Here is an 18,775-nt window from a genome sequence, read left to right on the forward strand (position 1 = left end):
GCTGTGGAGTTGATACCATGATCCGCCTGATACTTCTCTCTTCCTGCACGATACTCGCCACCTCTTCGGCCTTCGCCGCCCATGCCAAGCCCGTCGATCCGTCGCCGCGCGTCTCCGAGGCGACCGCTCGCCGCTTCTTCGACCGTCTGGCCCTCTCGCGCGAATGGATCGAGGCCAGTATCCCCACCCAGCAGGACCGGCCTCTGACACGTGGCTTCCGCTTCGTCGCAGGATGCCGCGCGCATGACTGCCCGACCAAGGCCGCGGCGATCCTGTCGCCGGACGGATCGATCGTCTCCGCCGCTATCGTCGCACTGCCATGCGCCGAGACGTGCGAAAACGTGTCGCACGGCCGCGTGTTCGTCCGCCGGGCGACGCCGACCTGGGCGCGCACCGCGCTGATCGCCTGGGCGACGCGCGTCCTCGCCGGGAACGGCCGTCACGAGCCAGCCACCGGCACGACCGAAGTCGTTGCTCTCGATAACGCAAAATTCCCGTAAAAAACAATATTTTCATGGTGTTCTCCAAACACCGCGATCCGAACCATCGTAGTTCCGCAGGCAAGTTCAAGCAGCACCGAGCGACCGATGATCGAGGTTCTGGACGTTGAAGCCCGCGAGGTGAAGGGCGACGACTATCACTATTACATTCGGGCGGCGCGATACACCGAGGTGGATCGCCGTGGCCTCGAAACCGTCGAGATCGTCGACGTTCGCGTGGACGCGAAGAGCCCGCTCTACAAGCCCGCGGACGATTACGTCGTCCATCCGAGCGCGACCTACGTCCGTCACTATCAGGATCGCAACGGCCGGAACAAGAAGGGCTTCGCCATGGCGCTGTCGCCGACCCTCAAGCGCCTGGGCTACGTCGCCACGGTCGAGAACGGCGTGACGATGATCTGCCCCGTCCCGGAGTCGATCGAGATACAGGATGCACCGGCCGCCGACCGAACGGAACCCGCCGTCGACCGCCCGCGTCCGCGCGAGCGCGTCATGGGCAAGATCGAGCTTGGACCGATCCGCCGCAACTTCGAGGACCGCCTGGAGGATCGCGCCGACTGCACCGCCTACATCACATCTGTCCTCGCTCCCGGCGACCGATCGCAGGCGTCATGCTACCGTGGCACCCGCCGGCCCCTCGACAAGCGCCTAGCGCAACGCAACGTGATCGAGGCCGCTCGCGACCGGGTCGAAGGCCCGGCGCGGTAGCGGCCCCCGCGAACGGCCCGCGCGCCCGGACGGAGCGGACCGCAGCGAAGCGAGGACCGCACCGCCCGGACGCACGGACCGGGCGCGGGTCCGCAACCTCACCGTCCCGTTCCGCTCATCCGCTGGGCGATGTGAGCCAGCGTCGCGACCTCGGAGCTGTCGACGATCTTCTTCGCCGCCGGACCCTGCGTCCCCATCGCCGCCCGCACCAGGGGGCTCGCCTTGCTCCACTCCAGCGCCATCGCGCAGATCGGCTTCATCAGCTTCTCGAACGTGCCGATCAGCTTCTCCAGGCCGGCGCGCATCGCCCCGACCTCGACCCGCTCCGCGGCGACGATCGCACGCTCGGCATCGATGGCCTTCGCCCGATCCTCGATCGCACGCTCCGCCGCCTCTACGCGGCGCGACCGCTCCGCCGTCTCGTCCGCCTTGCGACGACGCTCGACCTCCGCGACGGCTTCCAGCTCCGCGAACTCGCGCGCGCGCTTCTGCGCCGCTTCGAGGATCGACGCCGCCTGCCGCTTCGCGTCCGTGACGACGCGTTCCGCCTCCGCCGCCGCCCTCTTCGTCTTCTCGTCCTGTTCCATGATCGCAACTCCCAGCTTGCGCGCGTCATCGTTCAGCCGGTGGCGCTCCGCGCGCACGCCCTCGACCATCTCCACCGTCTCAGCCCTCACCCGCTCCGCCGCCTCGCGATCGAGGCGCGCACCGGCGACTTCGGACTGGACCCAATCGTCGCCCTTCGACTCCTTCGGCTTGCCGCGCAGCGCCTCGTATCCGGCCGCCGTCAGCCATTCGGAAAAGGCGTCCTGCAGGGCGCGTCCCTGCATCCGCAGCGTGTCCGCCCCGTCCACCTTGTAGCCGCGCCGCGATGCGATCAGCTTGAGGTGTCGCGACAGGCTGACCGCCGGCTTCGAAGCCCGCTTCGTGACCTTGTCGTAGATTGGAGCCAGGAAGATGTCGCAGTTGTTGAGCGCGCGTTCGTCCCGATCCATCCGCGCGGAGAACACCGCCCGCCCGCCGAACTCCGCCTGGGCGAACCGGACGACCAGATCGAGGGCGTGTTCCGCATCCTCGCGCGTCTCGACGGGCACGGACTCGGGCAGCTTGACCAGCAGGTGCAGCGCCTTGCCCGTCCCTTTGGGGACAAACGCGTCGCGCACGTGATCGGCGAGTCGATCGGACAGCGCCAGCGCATCGCCCTCCACGCCGGCGGGAACCCAGGTGATCGACGGCTCGTCGCGCACCTTTCGGTCGCGGGCGCGATCGTCCTCACGACGACCATGCTTCTCGCTGTGGCGCAACTCCAGCGCGGTGAGGCGTCTTACTCGGGCCATACAGTAGAGGGACACGGGGCAACCCCTTTTCAACCGTCAGGAGGAAAAGGATAACCCGCTATTCTTTTTCCCGAAATCCCCCCCTCTTGGGGTCTTCGTGAAAAAGGCGGGCGAAGGGCGCTGCGCCCCCTCGACCCCAGCCATCGCGCTGTTGCGCGAGCATCCCGACCTACGACGCCCAGCCATTTGCGGGGCGACGTCTCCGGTCGGGATGCGTCAGGAGTCGGCGGTCTCCTGCAACATGCGGGCGGTCCAGCGCATCGCCTCCATCCCGTTCATCGCACCCGCCTCCACCATGCGGGCCGCGAGCTCGCCGATCCTCTCGGGGCGCATCCGAGCTCCCACCGTGTGGAACGCGACAAGGCCCTCGTTGACTGCGTTGGCGAGGATGGCTTCGTCGTTCATCACTTTGGCTCCTGCATCGTCGCCGCGGCGGCGCGAATGTCGTCGCGGCGGCTCTCGTGGACGTAGACCTGCACCTGGACGAGGCCGGCTTCCTTGCGACGGCGGCGGAGTTCCGCCTGATAATCGGCGTTCTTCGGGTGCGAGCTCACAGGGTCGTCACCTTCCCGTTCTTCCCGTCCTGTTCCCACCTCACCATGAACGCCTTGTTCATCTTCTTGTCCTTCCAGTTCAGACCCCATTTCGTGAGCCTGATCGCCTCCCTCTCCATGTCCGCGAACGTCGAGCATTGGACCACCTTCGACTCGTGCGTCGTCGTCGCCCACTTTTCCCCCGCCCGCACCGTGAGCAGGATGCGCCCTTCGACCGAGTGCTCCTCACCGTTCTCGCCGACGCGCACGCGGACCTCGTAGCGCGTGGCCGGGCTGTGATGGGTGGTCGTCGAACCCCGCTTGATGAGCCACAGCGAGCCGTCGTTCATCTCCGCTTCGAACTTCTCCATCTTCGTCATGTCGTCCTCCTGTCCTGATATGATGATCTTACTAGTAATAGGTTCCATCGTCAATTGCCCCCTCGCGAAAATGCGATAGGTTGAGTTGCTTCGAGGGGGGAAAAGACGGTGCATCCATACGCGTTCAGCTTCGGGTCGATCATCGGCGGGGCCATTGCCATCGCGCTCGTCGCGCTGCTCTGGCGCTGGGCGCTGATGCGCAGGCTGATCGCTGATCCGGTGAAGCGGAACGTCGCGTCAGTCGCCGCGGCCTGGGCGACCGCCAGCACGCTCGCCGGCTTCGGCATGGCGGACGGCGGACCGTATGCGTGGCACGCCTGGGGCGTCTATCTGGTGCCGGCCGTCATCGTCGGCGCGCTCGCGGCATACGGCGGGCTCAAGGAGCGCACCGCCTCCGCATGACCTTCGGCATCAACGTCGGGCTATGACGATGATGCAGCGTGCTACGCTGACAACACCACCGCAACGGTCGTCCTCATCGGGCGCGCAGCGCCCTAAGCAGCCAATATGCTGCGACGGCTTCTACGAGCGCCGGATCGCCGTAGGATTGCTCTCCGCTACAGTTGCCCCGCCGCGCTCGACGATCGTCTTCCGCACGGTATCGACACCCTCGTAGCCGACCTCGAATCCAACGCGGTTCACTTCCTGCGGATGACCCCCGAACGCCCCATGCAGGATCGCCAAGAACTCGACCTGATCGATCGTCTGCGGGACCGGAGCTGGATTGTTCCGAGGCGACGGGATCGTCGACGGCATCACGTAGATACAGGGTGGCGGGAGCTGGTAGGGACCGACCACCGTCAGGCGGGTCGGATCGACCTCGACCTTCGGACAGGGGCGGCCGATCGTGCCACAGACCATGTCCCAGACGATCAGTCCGTCGACCCGCTGGTTGCGGGAGATGATCTCCGCCGACAGCCGCGTGTGGATGCCGGACCAGACGTTGTGCCGCGGGTTCGCGCCCGGATTGGTGCATACCGACCAGATGACGAATTCGTGGCAGTGCGGCGGCCGCTCGAAGATGTTGGTGTTGTTGCCGTCGAGGCAGCCCTTCAGTTCGATCGCGCAGACGCGGCCTGATCGCAGCTCGACCGAATAGTCGTGTCGGTTCGCCTCGCCGGCCGACTCCCATTCGCGGATCGCGCCGCGCTCCTGCAACCAGTTGAGCACGCGCGACGCGAAGTCCCGCTTCTCGCGCATCGTCGCGGAAAACTGCCCGCGGATGCGCTCGACCGCGCCCCTGAAAAGACCGGAGTCGTAGAACTCCTGCTCATCCAGTCCGTGGTCGCCCAGCAGGTGCGCCTGCGTCTTCAAGACCTCCGCGAAGTCGAGGATGCGTTGTCGAAGCTCGTCATTGGCGCTGCATGGAATGATGCTCATGCAGCCTTCTTCGCCCGACCCTCCATCGAATCCAAGAGCGGATCGAAAATTGCGCGCGCCAGATGGTCGACGACGCTGACCGCCACGCCATCGCCGATGAGGTGATACGCCTCGTTGTATGCGTCGGGCAGCCGGTATTCCTCCGGCAGGCCCATCAGCCGGGCCGCTTCGCGCGGCGTCATCAGCCGCGAACGGGTGCGGCGGCCCTTCACCTCGATGACGATCTGGCGGCTCGATCCGCCGGAGGGCGTGCGGAGGCAGCCGGCGATCCCGTCGAAGCGCACTTCCGTGCGCACCGTCTTCACGCCCTTCTGGACGCGGGTGCGGCGATAGGCGGTGCCATACATCTTGGTGCCCGCCTTCCGCGCTTTCGCCACCTTCTGGCGGTTCAGCTCGCTCATCCGGTCGATCAGCGTCGCCGTCTCGAACTCGCTGTGCCACTCGACGCCGACCGGCTCGTCCTCGATCACGTCGTCGAGCGACGTGCGCGGCGCGGTCGGCAGTGGCACCGACCAGTTGATCCATGCGTCGACGACACGTTGCAGATCGGGTTCGTCCACGGCGCGCTCGACCATCCGGTCGAAGGTCGCCGACACGCGCGTGTCCACGCCCGCCAACGAGCCGGACGGCTCCACGAGGGCGGCTGGAACCTCCACGTCGTTCCGAACCGCAATCAGGAACATGCGGGGTCGCGACTGCGGAACGAACAGCACGGCGTCGATGACGCGCGCGCCGACGCGATAGCCGGCATCGACCAGCGCCAGGCTCAATGCCTCGAAGTCCTTGCCGCCATGCGAAGTCAGCGTCGCCGCCACGTTCTCCAGCGCGACGATCGTCGGTGCCCGGTCTTCTTCGCCAAGCCGCTCCATCAGGCGCCAGAAGGGCCAGAAGACGCCGGATCGTTCGCCGCGCAACCCGGCTCCACCACCGGCCAGTGACAGGTCCTGACAGGGGAACGACGCCCAGACGAGATCCGCCGTGTCCGGCAGATCGGCCGGTGACAACGTCTTCACGTCGGCGGGCTTCATCACCCCTTTGCCCCAGTTGTCGTCGTAGGTCGCTGCCTTCTTCAGGTCGATATCGTTGGCGAACAGGCACTGCCAACCGTCGCCCAGGCCAGCGCGCGCCATCCCGGCACCCGCGAAGAACTCGTAGAATCGTCCCGTCATAGCGATGCACTATCGCGGAACGGGAGTGGAACGTCGAGGGTCGATCGCAACGCTTCGGCGCCGTTGACGCACCATTCGGCGCCCAATCGGGTCGACTTCACTCCACCCCATCACGTGACGAACGATTCGCCGTCGCGACGGCTATTCCCCCGTTGTCAACCCGCCATGTCAATGGTATATTGATCGTGTTCGAGGCTTTGAGCCACGACAGCTATCTCGGCTGTGAACGAAAAGCGTGGGGCCACCGGCAGGACCGGAACGGCGGATCGCCATAGAGGACAACCCTCCCGACACGCGGTGAGCGCCCGGGGCACAAGGACCCTCCCGTCGTCACCCATCAGACCGAGGAAATCGGCGGGGGATCAAACCCCCTTTTGTTTCCTCAATCTGGGGGGGGGTTCGACCCATGCCTATCTCGACCATTCTCGAATCCGTCTGTCAGCACCGCGATGTGGTGCCGGCCTACTTCGTCCGCTCGACCGGTCACTGGATCGTCGCAGGCGTCGCCAACCGCAACGCTGGCGCGGTCGTCATCGACCCCAGCGGCGCGATCGTCAGCGCGCATCCGTCCAAGCGGGCCGCGCTCGCATCCATCCGGGCATAAAAAACGGCAGCAGGCGGAGGCCACCTGCTGCCGAGCGTCGTCGAACTGTGCTGAACCAATAATACACCATCGACGCTTCGGTTCCAAGGCCCCCGCCTCGCCCAGCGAGGCAATCATGACCAAGACCCCCAAGTCCCTGCTCCACGAGCGCAAGGTCGTCCTCTCCGCGGACGACCTGGACGCCATGCTGGAGGCGTTCAACCATCTCGCCCAGGCGACGCGCCGGCTTGCCGCGCGTCAGCTCAACCCCTCGATCATCGACCTCACCAACATGGTCGACGGCATCGCCGAGCACATGCGCGCCGCGCACGATTTGCCGGAGGTGCAGTGATGCCGGGCTTGTTGTCCGACCTCCTGGCGCTGGCCCTTTTTGTCGGGCCGCCCATCCTCATCACCAGGCGGTTCAAGATCGACGGGGAGGCGCAGTTCGTCGTCCTCTTCGCTTGGTTGCTCATCCTCCTCGCGGCGTATTTCGTCGCCGATATGCTGGGGGTGTCGTGATGGCCGCGCATCTCGTCCCCGGCCCGAAGGGCGGCGGCATGTCTCACTGGACGCTCGCCGATTGGGGCCGCCAGTCGAAACAGGTGTTCAGGACCCGGCACGATGCCGACAAGTCGATCCGCCGTCCCGGTCGCCACATCCAGCGTCACCTCTCGCGCGGCCTGTGCGAGCCGTATCGCTGCCCGCGTTGCGGCGCGTGGCACGTCGGGGCCGGGCTGTGAGCGCCGGCTGCTGCACGCCCTCCCTCTCCATCCAGGCGGCGCAGCCGCCCTTGGTAGATGCACAGAGGGAAGATTCTGTCAAAACGTCGTTCGTGGGCGATGCGTCGCTGTTCGACGACCTCATCCTCGACATGCTGTCGCCGCCGGATTCGTCGCGCCAGCGCAATCGCAAGCGCAAGCTGGCGGCGGCCATGGTTCTCCGGGGCATGAAGGCCGCCGCTGGCAACGGCAAGCGCGGCCGGAGCTTCACCGTCTGCATCTGCGGCAAGTTCTCCCGGAAGGACCGGGGCGGCGACCTCGTCGTCGAGTCCACCGCCGCCGGCAAGACGAACCTGGGCAACGCCCAGTTCTGCGCTTCCGCGTGGACGTGTAGCGATTGCGCACAGCACATCGGCATCACCCGCGGCACCTACGTCGAGAAGGCGATCACCGCGCTGGAGAACAAGGGCTATCGCCTCGTCATGACGACCATGACCGTGCCGCATCAGCTCGGCGAGACGTGCGACGCCGTCTTCGATCGCTTGAAGGCGGCGCATGCGGCGCTGGACTCCGATGGCTCGTATCGTGCGAAGCTCGTGAAGCGGGGCTACATCGGCCGCATCCGCGTGATCGAGATCACCCACGGTGCCAGTGGCTGGCACGTCCACTCGCACGAACTGATGGCCTACAAGGGACCCGGCAGGAAGATCACCAAGGAGGAGGCCGAGCAGTGGGCGGCCGACATGCAGAAGGACGTGTTCAAGCTCTGGAACCGCATCATCATGCAGGTCACCGGCGGGCAGCGGGCGAGCGACAAGCACGGCTTCAAGGTCGACGCGGTGTGGTCAAACAACCCCTACATCGCCAAGACCCCGGAAGCCGCCGTCGCGGCCGAGAAGGTCGAGGCTGCCAAGGGGAAGCCCGAGTGGGGCGTGCAGGCCGAGTTGACCAAGGCGCACGTTAAGAAGGCGGACAAGGGAGGCCGCACACCCTGGGACATTCTCGACGGTTGCTACGCCGGCAACGAGGCCGACGTGGCGCTGTTCGTGGAATACGCGCAGGCCGTTTGGAACCGCACGCAGTTCCAGACCAGCCGCCCGCTGAAGGAGCTGCTCGCGTCCCTGGACGTGTCCATTGGGACCGACGATCAGATCGTGTTGGACGACCCGGACTTCGTGTTCGCTGACGAACTGAAGCCGGACGGTGACCAGTCGAACATCGTCATCGAGCGCGTGCTGATCGACCGCGAGAGCCAGGGCGCCGCGCACGTCTGCAAGCCGTTGTGGCTGGAGCAGGTTCGACACGACGTGGAGCTGCACAAGGTGCTGACGCTCGTCGAGGCGATGCAGGCCCAGGGCTTCCGCCTCGAACTCGTCTCCGCCGGCCACTTCGTCACGACTAAGACCAACATCGATGCGGCCCAGGGTTCCGACTATGACCGCAGCGAGGCGATCATCGACGCGCATTACGAGCCGTCGATCTATCGCGCCGTGTTTGGGCCGCCCGAGCCGGAATGACGGGCCACCGGCTACCTGGGGGCGCTGACCACCAAGCGAGCATCAGGCCGGCGGCTGCGTCACCTTCACCGACCCCAAGCCGGCCTGCTCATCGGCATGTTCCTCCCATCCAACGACGACGAGCACGTCCTCTTTGGTTCGGATTTCGACACCAACAGGATCGACCGAAAACTCGATGCTGACCACCAGCTCGTGAACCGCCGCCATGATCGCCGATCGCGTGGCGAACCGGACCTGTTCGTCCGGATCGTCCAGCTTGCTGCGCAGCGCACGAATGCGTCTACGATGTTCCTCCGGGGAAACCGTGCCACGCGCCGCTACCAGCTTATCGCGCAGGCCGAGGATCGCTGCGTCGTGCGCGTCTACCTCACCAACCAGCCCGAGCCACATCGCCTTCACTTCAGGCCTATCCGTCTCGACGAGCAGCTTCAAAGCCGTTTCCTGCTTGGCCGCCGAGGCCGCCCGTTGGCGCATCCGTTCCGCAAGTTCGACCTCCAGCGGCCTGACCTCGCCCCGGGACGCAAAGTGGCGATCCTGCATGGCGTCGTGCAGGATCGCATCTAGGATGCCGCTCTGCCACACCGCGTAGTTGAAATGATGACCTACGACGCAGCCGCGCCCCCGCTGATAGCTGTCGCAAATGAGATAGTCCTCTTGGACCCAAGCACCATTTGCACGTTGCTTTAGTCCCTTGCCGCGGAAGGTCATTTTGCTTCCGCAGCCTCCGCAGTGTCCGAGGCCGCTGAACAGATTGACCAGTCTGCGCCCTTTTCCTGCTACGCGACGTGACCGTCCGGCCATTGCCGCTACGGCGCTGGCGTGCAGATCGGCGTCGATGACCGCCGGGTAATATCCCTCGATCGGATCACCGATGAGCGTGCGGGCCTCCCCGCGCGCTTTGCTCCCTGGCTGCATGGCGCCGAGGACGGTGGTCGTCGTCAGAATTTTTTGGATGTAGCTGGAATGCCAGCCGGATGCGCGACCGAACGTCGGCACACCCTCCTCGTTGAGCCGGCGAGCGATCGTGTGCTTTCCCATGCCCGCGACCGTCTCTTGATATATGCGCCGGACGACCGCCGCGCGATCCTCGATCAGGACGAATTGCGGGGGCCAGCCTTCGACGGCCAGCCATCCCGGCGCGCGCTTTGTCATCACGATGCGCTGACCTTGCATGACCTTATCACGCTTCTTCGCCCAGGCTGCCGCCAACCGCGTCGACTTCTTGTCCGACTCTTCGTGCGACAACTGCGCTTTGACTATGACCTCGATGATCGCTGCCATGTCGAGGGTGCCGCTGGTATACCGTCGATCACCGTCGACCGTAGCGATTGTCACGTCCATGTCCGTAAGGGCGACCATCCACGAGAACACCCGCTTGGGCTTCTCACGCGAAAGGCGATCCAGCTTTTCGACGAGGAGGGTGACGCCCTCCGGATACTCGCCGCATTCCACCGCGTCGACGAATCCGCCTAGCATTCCGACCGAAGCGTGCCGCCCTTTGAATGCGGATACGCCGTCGTCGATCAGCTCGCTAACGACGTTCCATCCATGACGCTCCGCATGTGCGCGACAATCGGAACGCTGGCGCTCAAGCGAGCTGCCTCGCGACTGTTCCGCCGACGACCAGCGGATGTAGATGACACAATCCATTTTATCGTTCCTACACCATGTGTAGGGGTATCGTAACGCAGCTATTTGAGCGCACCTGAGACGCACTCTGAGCTAAATGGCCTAAAGTTGGCGCCAGAGACGATGCATAAATCTCGCCCCCACCGCACCTTTGCCGTTCGCCAGCAGGTCTACCGTCCAGACGCTTCGCCGGACGAGTAAAACGAAATTACCAATTCGCTATAACGCGTCACGCATTGTTAAGGACTAACAATGCGGAAAATAGTGATTTCTTCAACACATTTGTTTCACCTTTTTGGGCACGGGGTAGACTGTTGAAATTGTCTCCTGCTTCTTTGATACCAGTCAGCAGATCCCGAATGGCGGTGCGTATGGAATCATCAATCTCCTCTATCCGCGTTTCTAGAAATTCCCCAATCAGTGGCACAGATCGATACAGATAGATTACTTCGCTTTCTGGGTTTGACAAAAGGCTATCCAGGTCTCTCAACGCTTGCCTGACCTCATTTAGGCTAAGCCGACTGCCCTCTCTTGAGTTCTTTCGGAAGTAAAGCCTAGCTCGCTGATCGAGGATTTGAAACGGCGAATAGGTCATTCCCCGAGATTTAGCATGACCCAGTGCCGTGTTGAGATAAGTCTCAGCGTTCTCTAGATCATCTACCTGCATCCTAGACATCGCATACTGTAACCAAAACTGAGGATTGTTCCGAATATATCGGGCACCAGACAGCTTTTTGTAGACGCGCGAGATCAGGCGAACACCGTCTTCATTGTCGCCAAATAGTCTCGTCAGGAATCTGAACTTCATCAGCTCCTTCAGGTTCTCACGGAAAATGTAGCCAAGGCGTTCATCCCCCGCACTATCGGCAGTCCGCTGGACAACAATCGAGTAAACGTCGACGAGAACATCCTTTTCCTCAGCCACGTATTTGGCGCGCAAAATATAATCAGCAAGCTGCGTTGACGTGATGATGTTCCATGCTCTTCCGTCAAAAAACAGCTCGGAGAGCTCGCTCCTTTGCAAATCCTCTTTTAGTTTCTGCTCATCGATATCTAGCCACGCAACGAGGGATTCCCATGACACATGTTGCTGACACAGGGCTGCAATCAGCAGGGCGGCAAACGTGCGCTGATGATTGCCGGATTTAAGGAAAAAAGAAACAATTGAGTTGATTGTTTCTGCGATTCGAGAGTCTCTGAATAGAGATAAAATAATAGAGCGGTTTTCGCTACCACATTGAACCGTTAAGAACTTGATCCTGTCTTCGGGAGACAACGCTATTCGTTCCTCCCAAAGGCCCCAACGCTCAAGCGCCGAATCCCATTGCTCTATTTCGCTCAAGCCAAGCTTATTGATGTCGATCTGCCTCGCAGCCCCACCAAGCCTTTTGGTTAGATCGCGATAAGTTACTTCTCCAGGATCGCCACGCAGACAGCACACGATTAACGAGATAGAATTTAACCGCTTACCGATATATTCTGCAACTGCGCGGTAGCGGATTACATCATCAATGAGGTAAGCGGTCGGCCGTCCATCGCCGAGCAAGCGGTCAAGCTCACCGTAAACGTCCTGCAAGCCGGACGATATGTCGACAACCGTATAGCCCTTTGACTGTAGCTCAGCAGACAGCTGCCCCAGAAAAACAGATTTTCCATTGCCAAGATCAGACGAAACAATGAATCGATTGGCTCCACTCTTCGGACGATCTACGATCTCCGATAAAGTTGATTCACGTCGAATAGAGTATACATTCTCGGACGTGGGTCCGTCGATTAGCTGACGCTGATACTGTTCAGGTTCGAAACGCCCGGTGAGTATAAGGCGGGTAAAGTCATCAGAGCCAATCTCCGTAACTGGTGAAGTTCCATGACGAACATCAACAAAGTTAAAGGACTCGGAGCCAGCGACCTGCAACGATACCTGCGCGAGTGCTTCGACAAACCCAGTCAACCCTATGGGAAAGACGCTGCCAAATTTCGACAAGCGAGATATCGTATATGACGAGTCTTTCTCGCTCGTGATTATGATGGTTTTGCTTCGGAATGCCTGACCCGCCTCGATAAATATCCGAGCCACTTCGAGATCGCGCAATGAATACCCGACCAAGACAATAAACTTTGCTGCAAATAACTCGTTCTGCAGTTGGGCGTATAGCTCCCTATTATCGTCATGAAGCCTAAGATAGTTTCGTTCGGAAAGGACGAGGCGTGGATCGGCCCCCTTATCAACGAGGTCTTTCGCTCGACCATGCATGTAGTATACTGGGACTTCGCCCGAGGAGCGGATTGTTTCACTGGAGTTTGGAGTTATAATTTGCGCCATGCCGCTCGGCAAGGCATTCTCGACAATATCATCGAAGTTTGTCGTGAACACTGACCGCCACGGCTGCTTCAGCATTTCTTGCTGATCAGGGCTGGGTCTAGACAAAGTAAGTCTGGCTAGCAGCAGCTTACGCAAGATCAGCTGCAATTCGGGACGATCTTCACAGTAATCAGTTATGTCGGCGAGACCACCTACGTCCTCGTGCTCCAGCCCAATCGCAACCTTTATCTCTCTTATCAAATCTGTCGTGCTGGGAAGTCCCTCCCCGGAATAATCCTGACCCGCTGTCGAGAAGCCAGCTCCGAGCAGACAAACGGCTCCCCCTGAGACCACTGCTTCACAGGCTAGCTCAAGAGGGGAAATCGCTTCGTCCATACCATCAGCTCCGATCATTCAATTATGCTACTGACAAAGCACGCAAAGGCAATGACGCGGAATCCACTTTAGGCCGGTCAGGCACGGACTGACCAAGTCCACCCCAAGGCGAGGCTGAAACTCGCGAGCGAAGTGTAGCCATATACAAACGCACGAGGTTGTGCCCGCCCGCCGCGGCGATCTCCAGCGCGCGTTTGGCGGTTTCCTGCCCCTTCACCTGGGCGAGGTCCGGCCCGTGCGCCGCCGCCTCCACCTCGCCCGCGGCGGGCGGCGCGAGCAGCCCGTGCCCCTTGAAATGGTTGATGAGCGCCAGCAGATCGGGCGCCGCCAACACCTCGATCGATCCGCTCCACGCCGCTTCGGACCCTTGCGCAGCGGGGCACACCAGCCCCTTCCCCTCCTCCGCCGCGTGGAGCGCGGCGAGCAGCACCCCCGGCGACGGCGCCAGCCGCCCGTCGAGGCTCAGCTCGCCGACCACCACGTAATCGCTCAGCGTCTCCGCATCGACGACCCCCATCGCCGCCAGCAGCCCCAGCGCGATCGGCAGGTCGAAATGCGAACCTTCCTTGGGCAGGTCCGCCGGCGACAGGTTCACGGTGATCCGCTTGGGCGGCATCGCCAGCCCCATCGCCGCGATCGCCCCGCGAACGCGCTCGCGACTTTCGCCGACCGCCTTGTCCGCCAGCCCTACGACGTTGAACGCGGGCACGCCGGGGATCAGCTGCACCTGCACCTCGACCGCGCGCGCTTCCAGCCCCAGATACGCCACCGTCGACACGATCGAAACCATCCGCACCCCCGCCCCGTCAGCGCGCATTCATACCGGCTTTGCAAGCCCTGGGAACAGTCGCGATCGCCGTCTTGCCAACCCAACACACCGAGGCCACATGTCAGCCGTGTCCGTCGCTCCCAGCCATCCCCCCCGCCACCCGGCGCTGCGAATCGTACAGCTCGTCGCGGGCGGCGTGCTGATCGTGGGCGCGGCGGTGGTCGCGCCGCTGCCGGGGCCGGGCGGCGTGTTCCTGTTCGCGGGTGGGCTGGTGCTGATCCTGCGCAACTCGCGCCGCGCGCAGGTGACGTTCGCGCGACTGAAGCGCCGCTGGCCGCGCACCGGCCACTTCGTCGATCGCGCGATGCGCCGCCCCTCCGCGCTGCGCCGCCACGCCCGGAACAAGGCGCGTGCACGTTGACTTGCGCGCCACCCTTGGCTAAGCGCGCCCCCAACGAGGCCGTCCCTGTGGCGGCCTTTCTCAGTTTCGACACGGGAATGAACGATGAAGCGGACCTTTCAGCCGAGCAACCTGGTGCGTGCGCGCCGTCACGGCTTTCGCGCGCGGATGGCGACGGTCGGCGGTCGTGCGGTGATCCGGGCGCGTCGCGCGCGTGGCCGCAAGAAGCTGTCGGCGTAACGACGGCCGGCGACGATCGGGTGGCCGATCCGGCCACCCCGGTCTCGCACCGTATGCAGACCTTGACGCGCCGCCGGGATTTCCTCGCGGCGAACAATGGGCGCCGCGCGCCGATGCCGGGCTTCGTGCTGCTGGTCCGCCCCCGCGCCGATGACGATTCCACGATCCGCATCGGCTACACCGTCACCAAGAAGATCGGCAACGCCGTCGTCCGCAACCGGATGAAGCGGCGCTTGCGCGCGTTGGCGCGCGAGCTGTTGCCGAAGCGCGGCATCGCGGGTGCGGACCATGTCCTGATCGGGCGCGACGGCGGCGTGGAGCGCGATTTCGCGCTCCTCCGCGACGAACTCGGCCAGGCGCTGGCGCGAATCGCCAGCGGCAAGGGCGCACCGCCCCGCCCGCCCCGCGAACGACCGAAACGGTGATCGCGCGGCTCCTGATCCTGCTCGCGCGCGGCTGGCAGCTGGGGCCGTCGGTCGTATTGCCGCCCACCTGTCGCTATGCGCCGTCCTGTTCCGCCTATGCAATCACCGCGCTTCGCCGCTATGGGGCGCTCAAGGGGGGCTGGCTGGCCGCGAAGCGTATCGCGCGGTGCCATCCCTGGGGTGGGCACGGCTATGATCCTGTACCGTGAACACGCTCGATGCCGATCCGAGCGCGATCGATTTGAACTGGGGTAAGTGGTGAAGGACGAATCGAAGAACTTCGTGCTGTTCGCGGTGGTCGCGGCGCTGATCCTGTTCGGCTGGCCGCTGATCCAGAACCGCTTCTTCCCCACCGCCAACCCGCCCGCGACGAAGATCGTCGACGGCAAGCAGGTCGTGCTGCCCAAGCCGGGAGCGGACCCGACCGCCGACGGCCCCGCCGCGATCCGCGATCGCAAGCTGGTGCTCGCCGAGACGCCGCGCGTCCGCATCCAGACGCCGACGCTCCAGGGTTCGCTCAACCTCAAGGGTGCGCGGATCGACGATCTGGTGCTCACCCGCTACGACGAGACGATCGCGAAGGACTCCGCGCCGATCCGCCTGCTCTCCCCCGCCGGCGCGCCGGAGGCGTATTTCGCCGGGTTCGGCTGGCGCGACGACGGCCTCGCCCCGCCTGCCGCCGATGCGGTGTGGACCGCGTCCGCCCCGCTGCTCGCGCCCGGCAAGCCGGTGACGCTCACCGCCGCCAACGCCAGCGGCCAGCGCTTCGCGATCCAGCTGTCGGTCGACGACGGCTACATGTTCACCGTCCGCCAGACGGTCGCGAACGCGGGCACCCGCCCCGTCCCCGTCGCCGCCTACGGCCTCGTCAACCGCACCGGCGTGTCGAAGGACCCGGACAGCTGGACGATCCACACCGGCCCGATGTCGGTCAATGCGGGCGCCGCGCATTACGGCCCCAATTTCAAGGATGTCGACGCCGCGCCGACGAAATTCACGACGACCGGCGGCTGGCTGGGCTTCACCGACAAATACTGGCTCACCGCGCTGATCCCCGACCAGGCGCGCGCGTTCGACGGACAGTTCCGCGCCGGCGCGAACAAGGCGTACCAAGCCGATTACTCCACCACCGCGCAGCTCCTCCCGCCCGGCAAGCAGGTGACGCAGACGACGCGCTTCTTCGCGGGCGCCAAGGAAGTCAGCCTGCTCGATCGCTACACCGACAAGGAGAAGATCGCGCAGCTCGACTACGCGATCGACTGGGGCTGGTTCCGCATCGTAGAGAAGCCGATCTTCTATTATCTCGACTGGCTGTTCAAACTCGTGGGCAATTTCGGCGTTGCGATCATCCTGCTGACGATCACGATCCGCATCCTCGTCTTCCCCGTAGCGCAGCGCCAGTTCGCGTCGATGGCCGCGATGCGCGCGATCCAGCCCAAGATGAAGGCGCTCCAGGAACGCCACAAGGACGACAAGCCGCGGATGCAGCAGGAGATCATGGCGCTGTACAAGGCGGAGAAGGTCAACCCGCTTGCCGGCTGCCTGCCCACCTTCATCCAGATCCCGATCTTCTACGCGCTCTACAAGGTGCTGATGCTGACGATCGAGATGCGGCACCAGCCGTTCGTCGCGTGGATCAAGGATCTGTCCGCGCCCGATCCGCTCACGCCCGTCAACCTGTTCGGCCTGCTCGATTTCGTACCGCCGCACTGGATCGCGATCGGCGTCGTCCCGATCCTGCTGGGCATCAGCATGTACTTCCAGTTCAAGCTGAACCCCGCGCCGATGGACGATACGCAGAAACAGATCTTCGCGCTGATGCCGTGGGTGCTGATGTTCGTGATGGCGCCGTTCGCGGTCGGTCTCCAGGTCTACTGGATCACCACCAACTGCATCTCGATCCTCCAGCAGCGGCTGCTCTACGCGCGCCATCCCGGCCTTAAGGAGGCTCCCGTAAAGTGACCGAAGAAACCGCGGCCTTCACCCCCCTGTTCTCTGGCGAGCAGGTCGAGGCGGCGCGCAAGCTCTTCGCCGGGCCGATCGCGTTCCTGAAATCCGCGCCAACGCTCGAATACATCCCCGATCCGGTGGTGAACGAGGTGGCGTTCGCGGGCCGCTCGAACGTCGGCAAGTCGTCGCTGCTCAACGCGCTCGCCGGCCGCAAGGCGCTCGCGCGCACCTCGGTCACGCCGGGGCGCACACAGGAGCTGAACTTCTTCGACGTCGGCGATCCGCTCGTCTTCCGGCTCGTCGACATGCCCGGCTACGGCTTCGCCAAGGCGCCGAAGGACATCGTCCGCAAGTGGCGCTTCCTGGTCAACGACTTCCTGCGCGGGCGCCAGGCGCTCAAGCGCGCGCTCGTCCTGATCGACAGCCGCCACGGCATCAAGGACGTCGACCGCGAGATCCTCGAGATGCTCGACAAGGCCGCGGTCAGCTACCGTCTCGTCCTGACCAAGGTCGACAAGATCAAGGCGACCGACCTCGCCGAGGTGACGCAGCGCACCGCCGACGAAGCTCGCAAGCGCGCCGCCGCGCATCCCGACATCCTCGTCACCTCCAGCGACACCGGCCTCGGCATTCCCGAACTGCGCGCCGCGGTGATCGAATCGATCGGCTGAACGCGCTTTCGTTAACCCTCGCCTGCTAGTCTTCCTCCGGTCGCCCCCGTTGCCGGACTGTATCGCGTGCCGCTTCCCGATGTCGCCACCGTCCACCTCTGCAGCGTGCTTTCGAGCACCGCGTTCGGCATCATGTTCGCGGTCCTGTGGTTCGCCCGCGACCGCTCCGCCTTCTACGCGCTCGCAAGCCTCGGCGCGCTGAACTATGCCGCGACGCTCCTCGGGCTGGGCGCGCTCGATGCGCAGTTGGGCCTCGGGATGCGCGCGCTGCTGTGCGTCGGGCTCGCCATGTACAACAGCCTCCTCCTCGCCGCGGTGCGCAGTTTCGAGGGGCAGCGCCTGCTCGATGCATGGACGGTGGCACCGCCGGTCGCGACCGGGCTGGCCTACGTCGCGGTGATGCTCCTGCCCGTCCCGGTCGCCGGCTGGTCACCGGTCGATGCGGCGCGGACGATCAATTCGGTCATGCTCGGCCTCGGCACGCTGGCGGTCGGCTTGCTCCTGTTGCGGACGCGCGGGTCACGCGCACCGCGCAGCCGCCGGATCCTCGCCTGGGTCCAGTTGGCCTACGTCCCCAGCTACGTCGCCTCGGTCGGGCTCGAGCTTGCCGAAGCGCAGGTCGACTGGCTCGCGCTGGTGCCGATGCTCAGCGACCAGCTTTTGCTCGGCGTCCTCAATATCGCGTTGCTCGCGATGACCGGGGAACGCGCGGAGATCGCGCTGCGCGACGCCGCCTTGCGCGATCCGCTGACCGGCGCATGGAATCGCGCCGGGCTCGATGCGCTGCGTGTCTGCGCCGGCACCGGCGTGATCCTGTTCGACGTCGATCACTTCAAACGGATCAACGACCAGTTCGGCCACGCCGCGGGCGACGCGATCCTCGTGGCGCTGTGCCGCATCGCGCGCGAGCGCCTGCCCGATGGCGCGCACGTCGTCCGTCTCGGCGGTGACGAGTTCGTCGCGATGCTGCCGGGTCTCGCCGATCCCGTCGCGCTCCGGGCGATCGCCGAGTCGCTGCGCATCGCCGCGACGCCGCCCGCAACGCTCAGCCTCGGGCTCGCGCACGTCCAGCCGGGCGAGGCGTCGCCCGCCCCGGCGCTCGCCCGCGCCGACGTGATGCTCTACCGCGCCAAGGCCGCCGGCCGCGATCGCCTGGCCGCCTGA

Annotated in this window: 23 protein-coding genes and 1 pseudogene; 15 read left to right on the forward strand and 9 right to left on the reverse strand. The window is 64.2% G+C overall.

Going from position 1 to position 18,775, the window contains the following annotated elements; translation table 11 throughout:
- Positions 1 to 17 precede the first annotated feature (17 nt).
- Both ACV7NO_RS13275 and ACV7NO_RS13280 read left to right on the forward strand, forming a co-directional pair.
- Positions 18 to 500 (forward strand): hypothetical protein, encoded by a 483-nt coding sequence (locus ACV7NO_RS13275; RefSeq protein ID WP_463406449.1) that lies wholly within the window; start codon positions 18 to 20, stop codon positions 498 to 500.
- A gap of 120 nt (positions 501 to 620) precedes the next feature.
- On the forward strand, positions 621 to 1,208 hold the full coding sequence (locus tag ACV7NO_RS13280) for a hypothetical protein (protein WP_463406450.1): 588 nt from the start codon (positions 621 to 623) through the stop codon (positions 1,206 to 1,208).
- Positions 1,209 to 1,306: 98 nt separating this feature from the next.
- Here the strand turns inward: ACV7NO_RS13280 and ACV7NO_RS13285 are convergent, their stop codons facing one another.
- The 4 genes from ACV7NO_RS13285 to ACV7NO_RS13300 all read right to left on the reverse strand — a co-directional run bounded on the left by ACV7NO_RS13285 (position 1,307) and on the right by ACV7NO_RS13300 (position 3,458).
- Positions 1,307 to 2,545 carry a hypothetical protein gene (locus ACV7NO_RS13285; protein WP_463406451.1) on the reverse strand — a complete coding sequence of 413 codons (1,239 nt, stop codon included), beginning with the start codon at positions 2,543 to 2,545 and terminating at the stop codon, positions 1,307 to 1,309.
- Positions 2,546 to 2,761: 216 nt separating this feature from the next.
- Positions 2,762 to 2,950 carry a hypothetical protein gene (locus ACV7NO_RS13290; protein WP_463406452.1) on the reverse strand — a complete coding sequence of 63 codons (189 nt, stop codon included), beginning with the start codon at positions 2,948 to 2,950 and terminating at the stop codon, positions 2,762 to 2,764.
- Positions 2,950 to 3,099, reverse strand: a complete 150-nt coding sequence (locus ACV7NO_RS13295) for a hypothetical protein (protein ID WP_463406453.1) — start codon at positions 3,097 to 3,099, stop codon at positions 2,950 to 2,952. The genes ACV7NO_RS13290 and ACV7NO_RS13295 overlap by 1 nt, the downstream gene beginning before the upstream one ends.
- Positions 3,096 to 3,458, reverse strand: coding sequence for a hypothetical protein (locus ACV7NO_RS13300; protein WP_463406454.1), 363 nt, complete (start codon positions 3,456 to 3,458; stop codon positions 3,096 to 3,098). Before ACV7NO_RS13300 ends, ACV7NO_RS13295 begins: the two co-directional genes overlap by 4 nt.
- Positions 3,459 to 3,566: 108 nt before the next feature.
- Here ACV7NO_RS13300 and ACV7NO_RS13305 point away from each other — a divergent pair, with 108 nt between their 5' ends.
- Positions 3,567 to 3,860: a hypothetical protein gene (locus ACV7NO_RS13305; RefSeq protein ID WP_463406455.1), complete on the forward strand. Its 294-nt coding sequence runs from the start codon at positions 3,567 to 3,569 to the stop codon at positions 3,858 to 3,860.
- A gap of 120 nt (positions 3,861 to 3,980) precedes the next feature.
- Here ACV7NO_RS13305 and ACV7NO_RS13310 read toward each other — a convergent pair whose 3' ends face one another.
- Together ACV7NO_RS13310 and ACV7NO_RS13315 are read right to left on the reverse strand one after the other, a co-directional pair.
- Entirely contained in the window at positions 3,981 to 4,772 is a 792-nt protein-coding gene (locus ACV7NO_RS13310; protein WP_463406456.1) for a hypothetical protein, read from the reverse strand.
- Positions 4,773 to 4,834: 62 nt separating this feature from the next.
- Positions 4,835 to 6,007: a DNA cytosine methyltransferase gene (locus tag ACV7NO_RS13315; RefSeq protein WP_463406457.1), complete on the reverse strand. Its 1,173-nt coding sequence runs from the start codon at positions 6,005 to 6,007 to the stop codon at positions 4,835 to 4,837.
- Between the two features lie 406 nt (positions 6,008 to 6,413).
- Between ACV7NO_RS13315 and ACV7NO_RS13320 the strand changes: the two genes are divergently transcribed.
- The 5 genes from ACV7NO_RS13320 (at position 6,414) to ACV7NO_RS13340 (ending at position 8,829) form a co-directional block, all read left to right on the forward strand.
- On the forward strand, positions 6,414 to 6,611 hold the full coding sequence (locus ACV7NO_RS13320) for a hypothetical protein (protein ID WP_463406458.1): 198 nt from the start codon (positions 6,414 to 6,416) through the stop codon (positions 6,609 to 6,611).
- A 115-nt stretch (positions 6,612 to 6,726) separates the two neighbouring features.
- Positions 6,727 to 6,942, forward strand: coding sequence for a hypothetical protein (locus tag ACV7NO_RS13325; RefSeq protein ID WP_463406459.1), 216 nt, complete (start codon positions 6,727 to 6,729; stop codon positions 6,940 to 6,942).
- Between the two features lie 11 nt (positions 6,943 to 6,953).
- The gene (locus ACV7NO_RS13330; RefSeq protein WP_463406460.1) at positions 6,954 to 7,112 is read left to right on the forward strand and encodes a hypothetical protein; all 159 of its coding nucleotides are present in this window, start codon (positions 6,954 to 6,956) and stop codon (positions 7,110 to 7,112) included.
- Positions 7,112 to 7,333: a hypothetical protein gene (locus ACV7NO_RS13335; RefSeq protein ID WP_463406461.1), complete on the forward strand. Its 222-nt coding sequence runs from the start codon at positions 7,112 to 7,114 to the stop codon at positions 7,331 to 7,333. The genes ACV7NO_RS13330 and ACV7NO_RS13335 overlap by 1 nt, the downstream gene beginning before the upstream one ends.
- Positions 7,334 to 7,425: 92 nt before the next feature.
- A complete protein-coding gene (locus ACV7NO_RS13340) occupies positions 7,426 to 8,829 on the forward strand; it encodes a hypothetical protein (RefSeq protein ID WP_463406462.1) in 1,404 nt (467 codons plus the stop codon).
- Positions 8,830 to 8,871: 42 nt separating this feature from the next.
- Here ACV7NO_RS13340 and ACV7NO_RS13345 read toward each other — a convergent pair whose 3' ends face one another.
- From ACV7NO_RS13345 to ACV7NO_RS13355, 3 genes and pseudogenes are all read right to left on the reverse strand, one after another.
- A complete protein-coding gene (locus ACV7NO_RS13345) occupies positions 8,872 to 10,479 on the reverse strand; it encodes a recombinase family protein (RefSeq protein WP_463406463.1) in 1,608 nt (535 codons plus the stop codon).
- A 208-nt stretch (positions 10,480 to 10,687) separates the two neighbouring features.
- The gene (locus ACV7NO_RS13350; protein ID WP_463406464.1) at positions 10,688 to 13,156 is read right to left on the reverse strand and encodes an SIR2 family protein; all 2,469 of its coding nucleotides are present in this window, start codon (positions 13,154 to 13,156) and stop codon (positions 10,688 to 10,690) included.
- A gap of 151 nt (positions 13,157 to 13,307) precedes the next feature.
- Positions 13,308 to 13,946: pseudogene (locus tag ACV7NO_RS13355) on the reverse strand (magnesium chelatase domain-containing protein); the annotation flags it as partial.
- 106 nt (positions 13,947 to 14,052) lie between these two features.
- Between ACV7NO_RS13355 and ACV7NO_RS13360 the strand changes: the two are divergent.
- From ACV7NO_RS13360 to ACV7NO_RS13390, 7 genes are all read left to right on the forward strand, one after another.
- A complete protein-coding gene (locus tag ACV7NO_RS13360; RefSeq protein WP_463406465.1) occupies positions 14,053 to 14,346 on the forward strand; it encodes a hypothetical protein in 294 nt (97 codons plus the stop codon).
- Between the two features lie 84 nt (positions 14,347 to 14,430).
- Entirely contained in the window at positions 14,431 to 14,565 is a 135-nt protein-coding gene (rpmH, locus tag ACV7NO_RS13365) for a 50S ribosomal protein L34 (RefSeq protein ID WP_028056723.1), read from the forward strand.
- A 53-nt stretch (positions 14,566 to 14,618) separates the two neighbouring features.
- Positions 14,619 to 14,990: a ribonuclease P protein component gene (gene rnpA, locus ACV7NO_RS13370; protein WP_463407350.1), complete on the forward strand. Its 372-nt coding sequence runs from the start codon at positions 14,619 to 14,621 to the stop codon at positions 14,988 to 14,990.
- The gene (gene yidD, locus ACV7NO_RS13375; protein WP_463406466.1) at positions 14,987 to 15,199 is read left to right on the forward strand and encodes a membrane protein insertion efficiency factor YidD; all 213 of its coding nucleotides are present in this window, start codon (positions 14,987 to 14,989) and stop codon (positions 15,197 to 15,199) included. Before rnpA ends, yidD begins: the two co-directional genes overlap by 4 nt.
- A 49-nt stretch (positions 15,200 to 15,248) precedes the next feature.
- Entirely contained in the window at positions 15,249 to 16,952 is a 1,704-nt protein-coding gene (gene yidC, locus ACV7NO_RS13380) for a membrane protein insertase YidC (protein WP_463406467.1), read from the forward strand.
- The gene (yihA, locus tag ACV7NO_RS13385) at positions 16,949 to 17,611 is read left to right on the forward strand and encodes a ribosome biogenesis GTP-binding protein YihA/YsxC (RefSeq protein WP_463406468.1); all 663 of its coding nucleotides are present in this window, start codon (positions 16,949 to 16,951) and stop codon (positions 17,609 to 17,611) included. The genes yidC and yihA overlap by 4 nt, the downstream gene beginning before the upstream one ends.
- A 66-nt stretch (positions 17,612 to 17,677) precedes the next feature.
- Entirely contained in the window at positions 17,678 to 18,775 is a 1,098-nt protein-coding gene (locus ACV7NO_RS13390) for a GGDEF domain-containing protein (RefSeq protein ID WP_463406469.1), read from the forward strand.

This window comes from Sphingomonas sp. Ell38C01 (assembly GCF_055231975.1).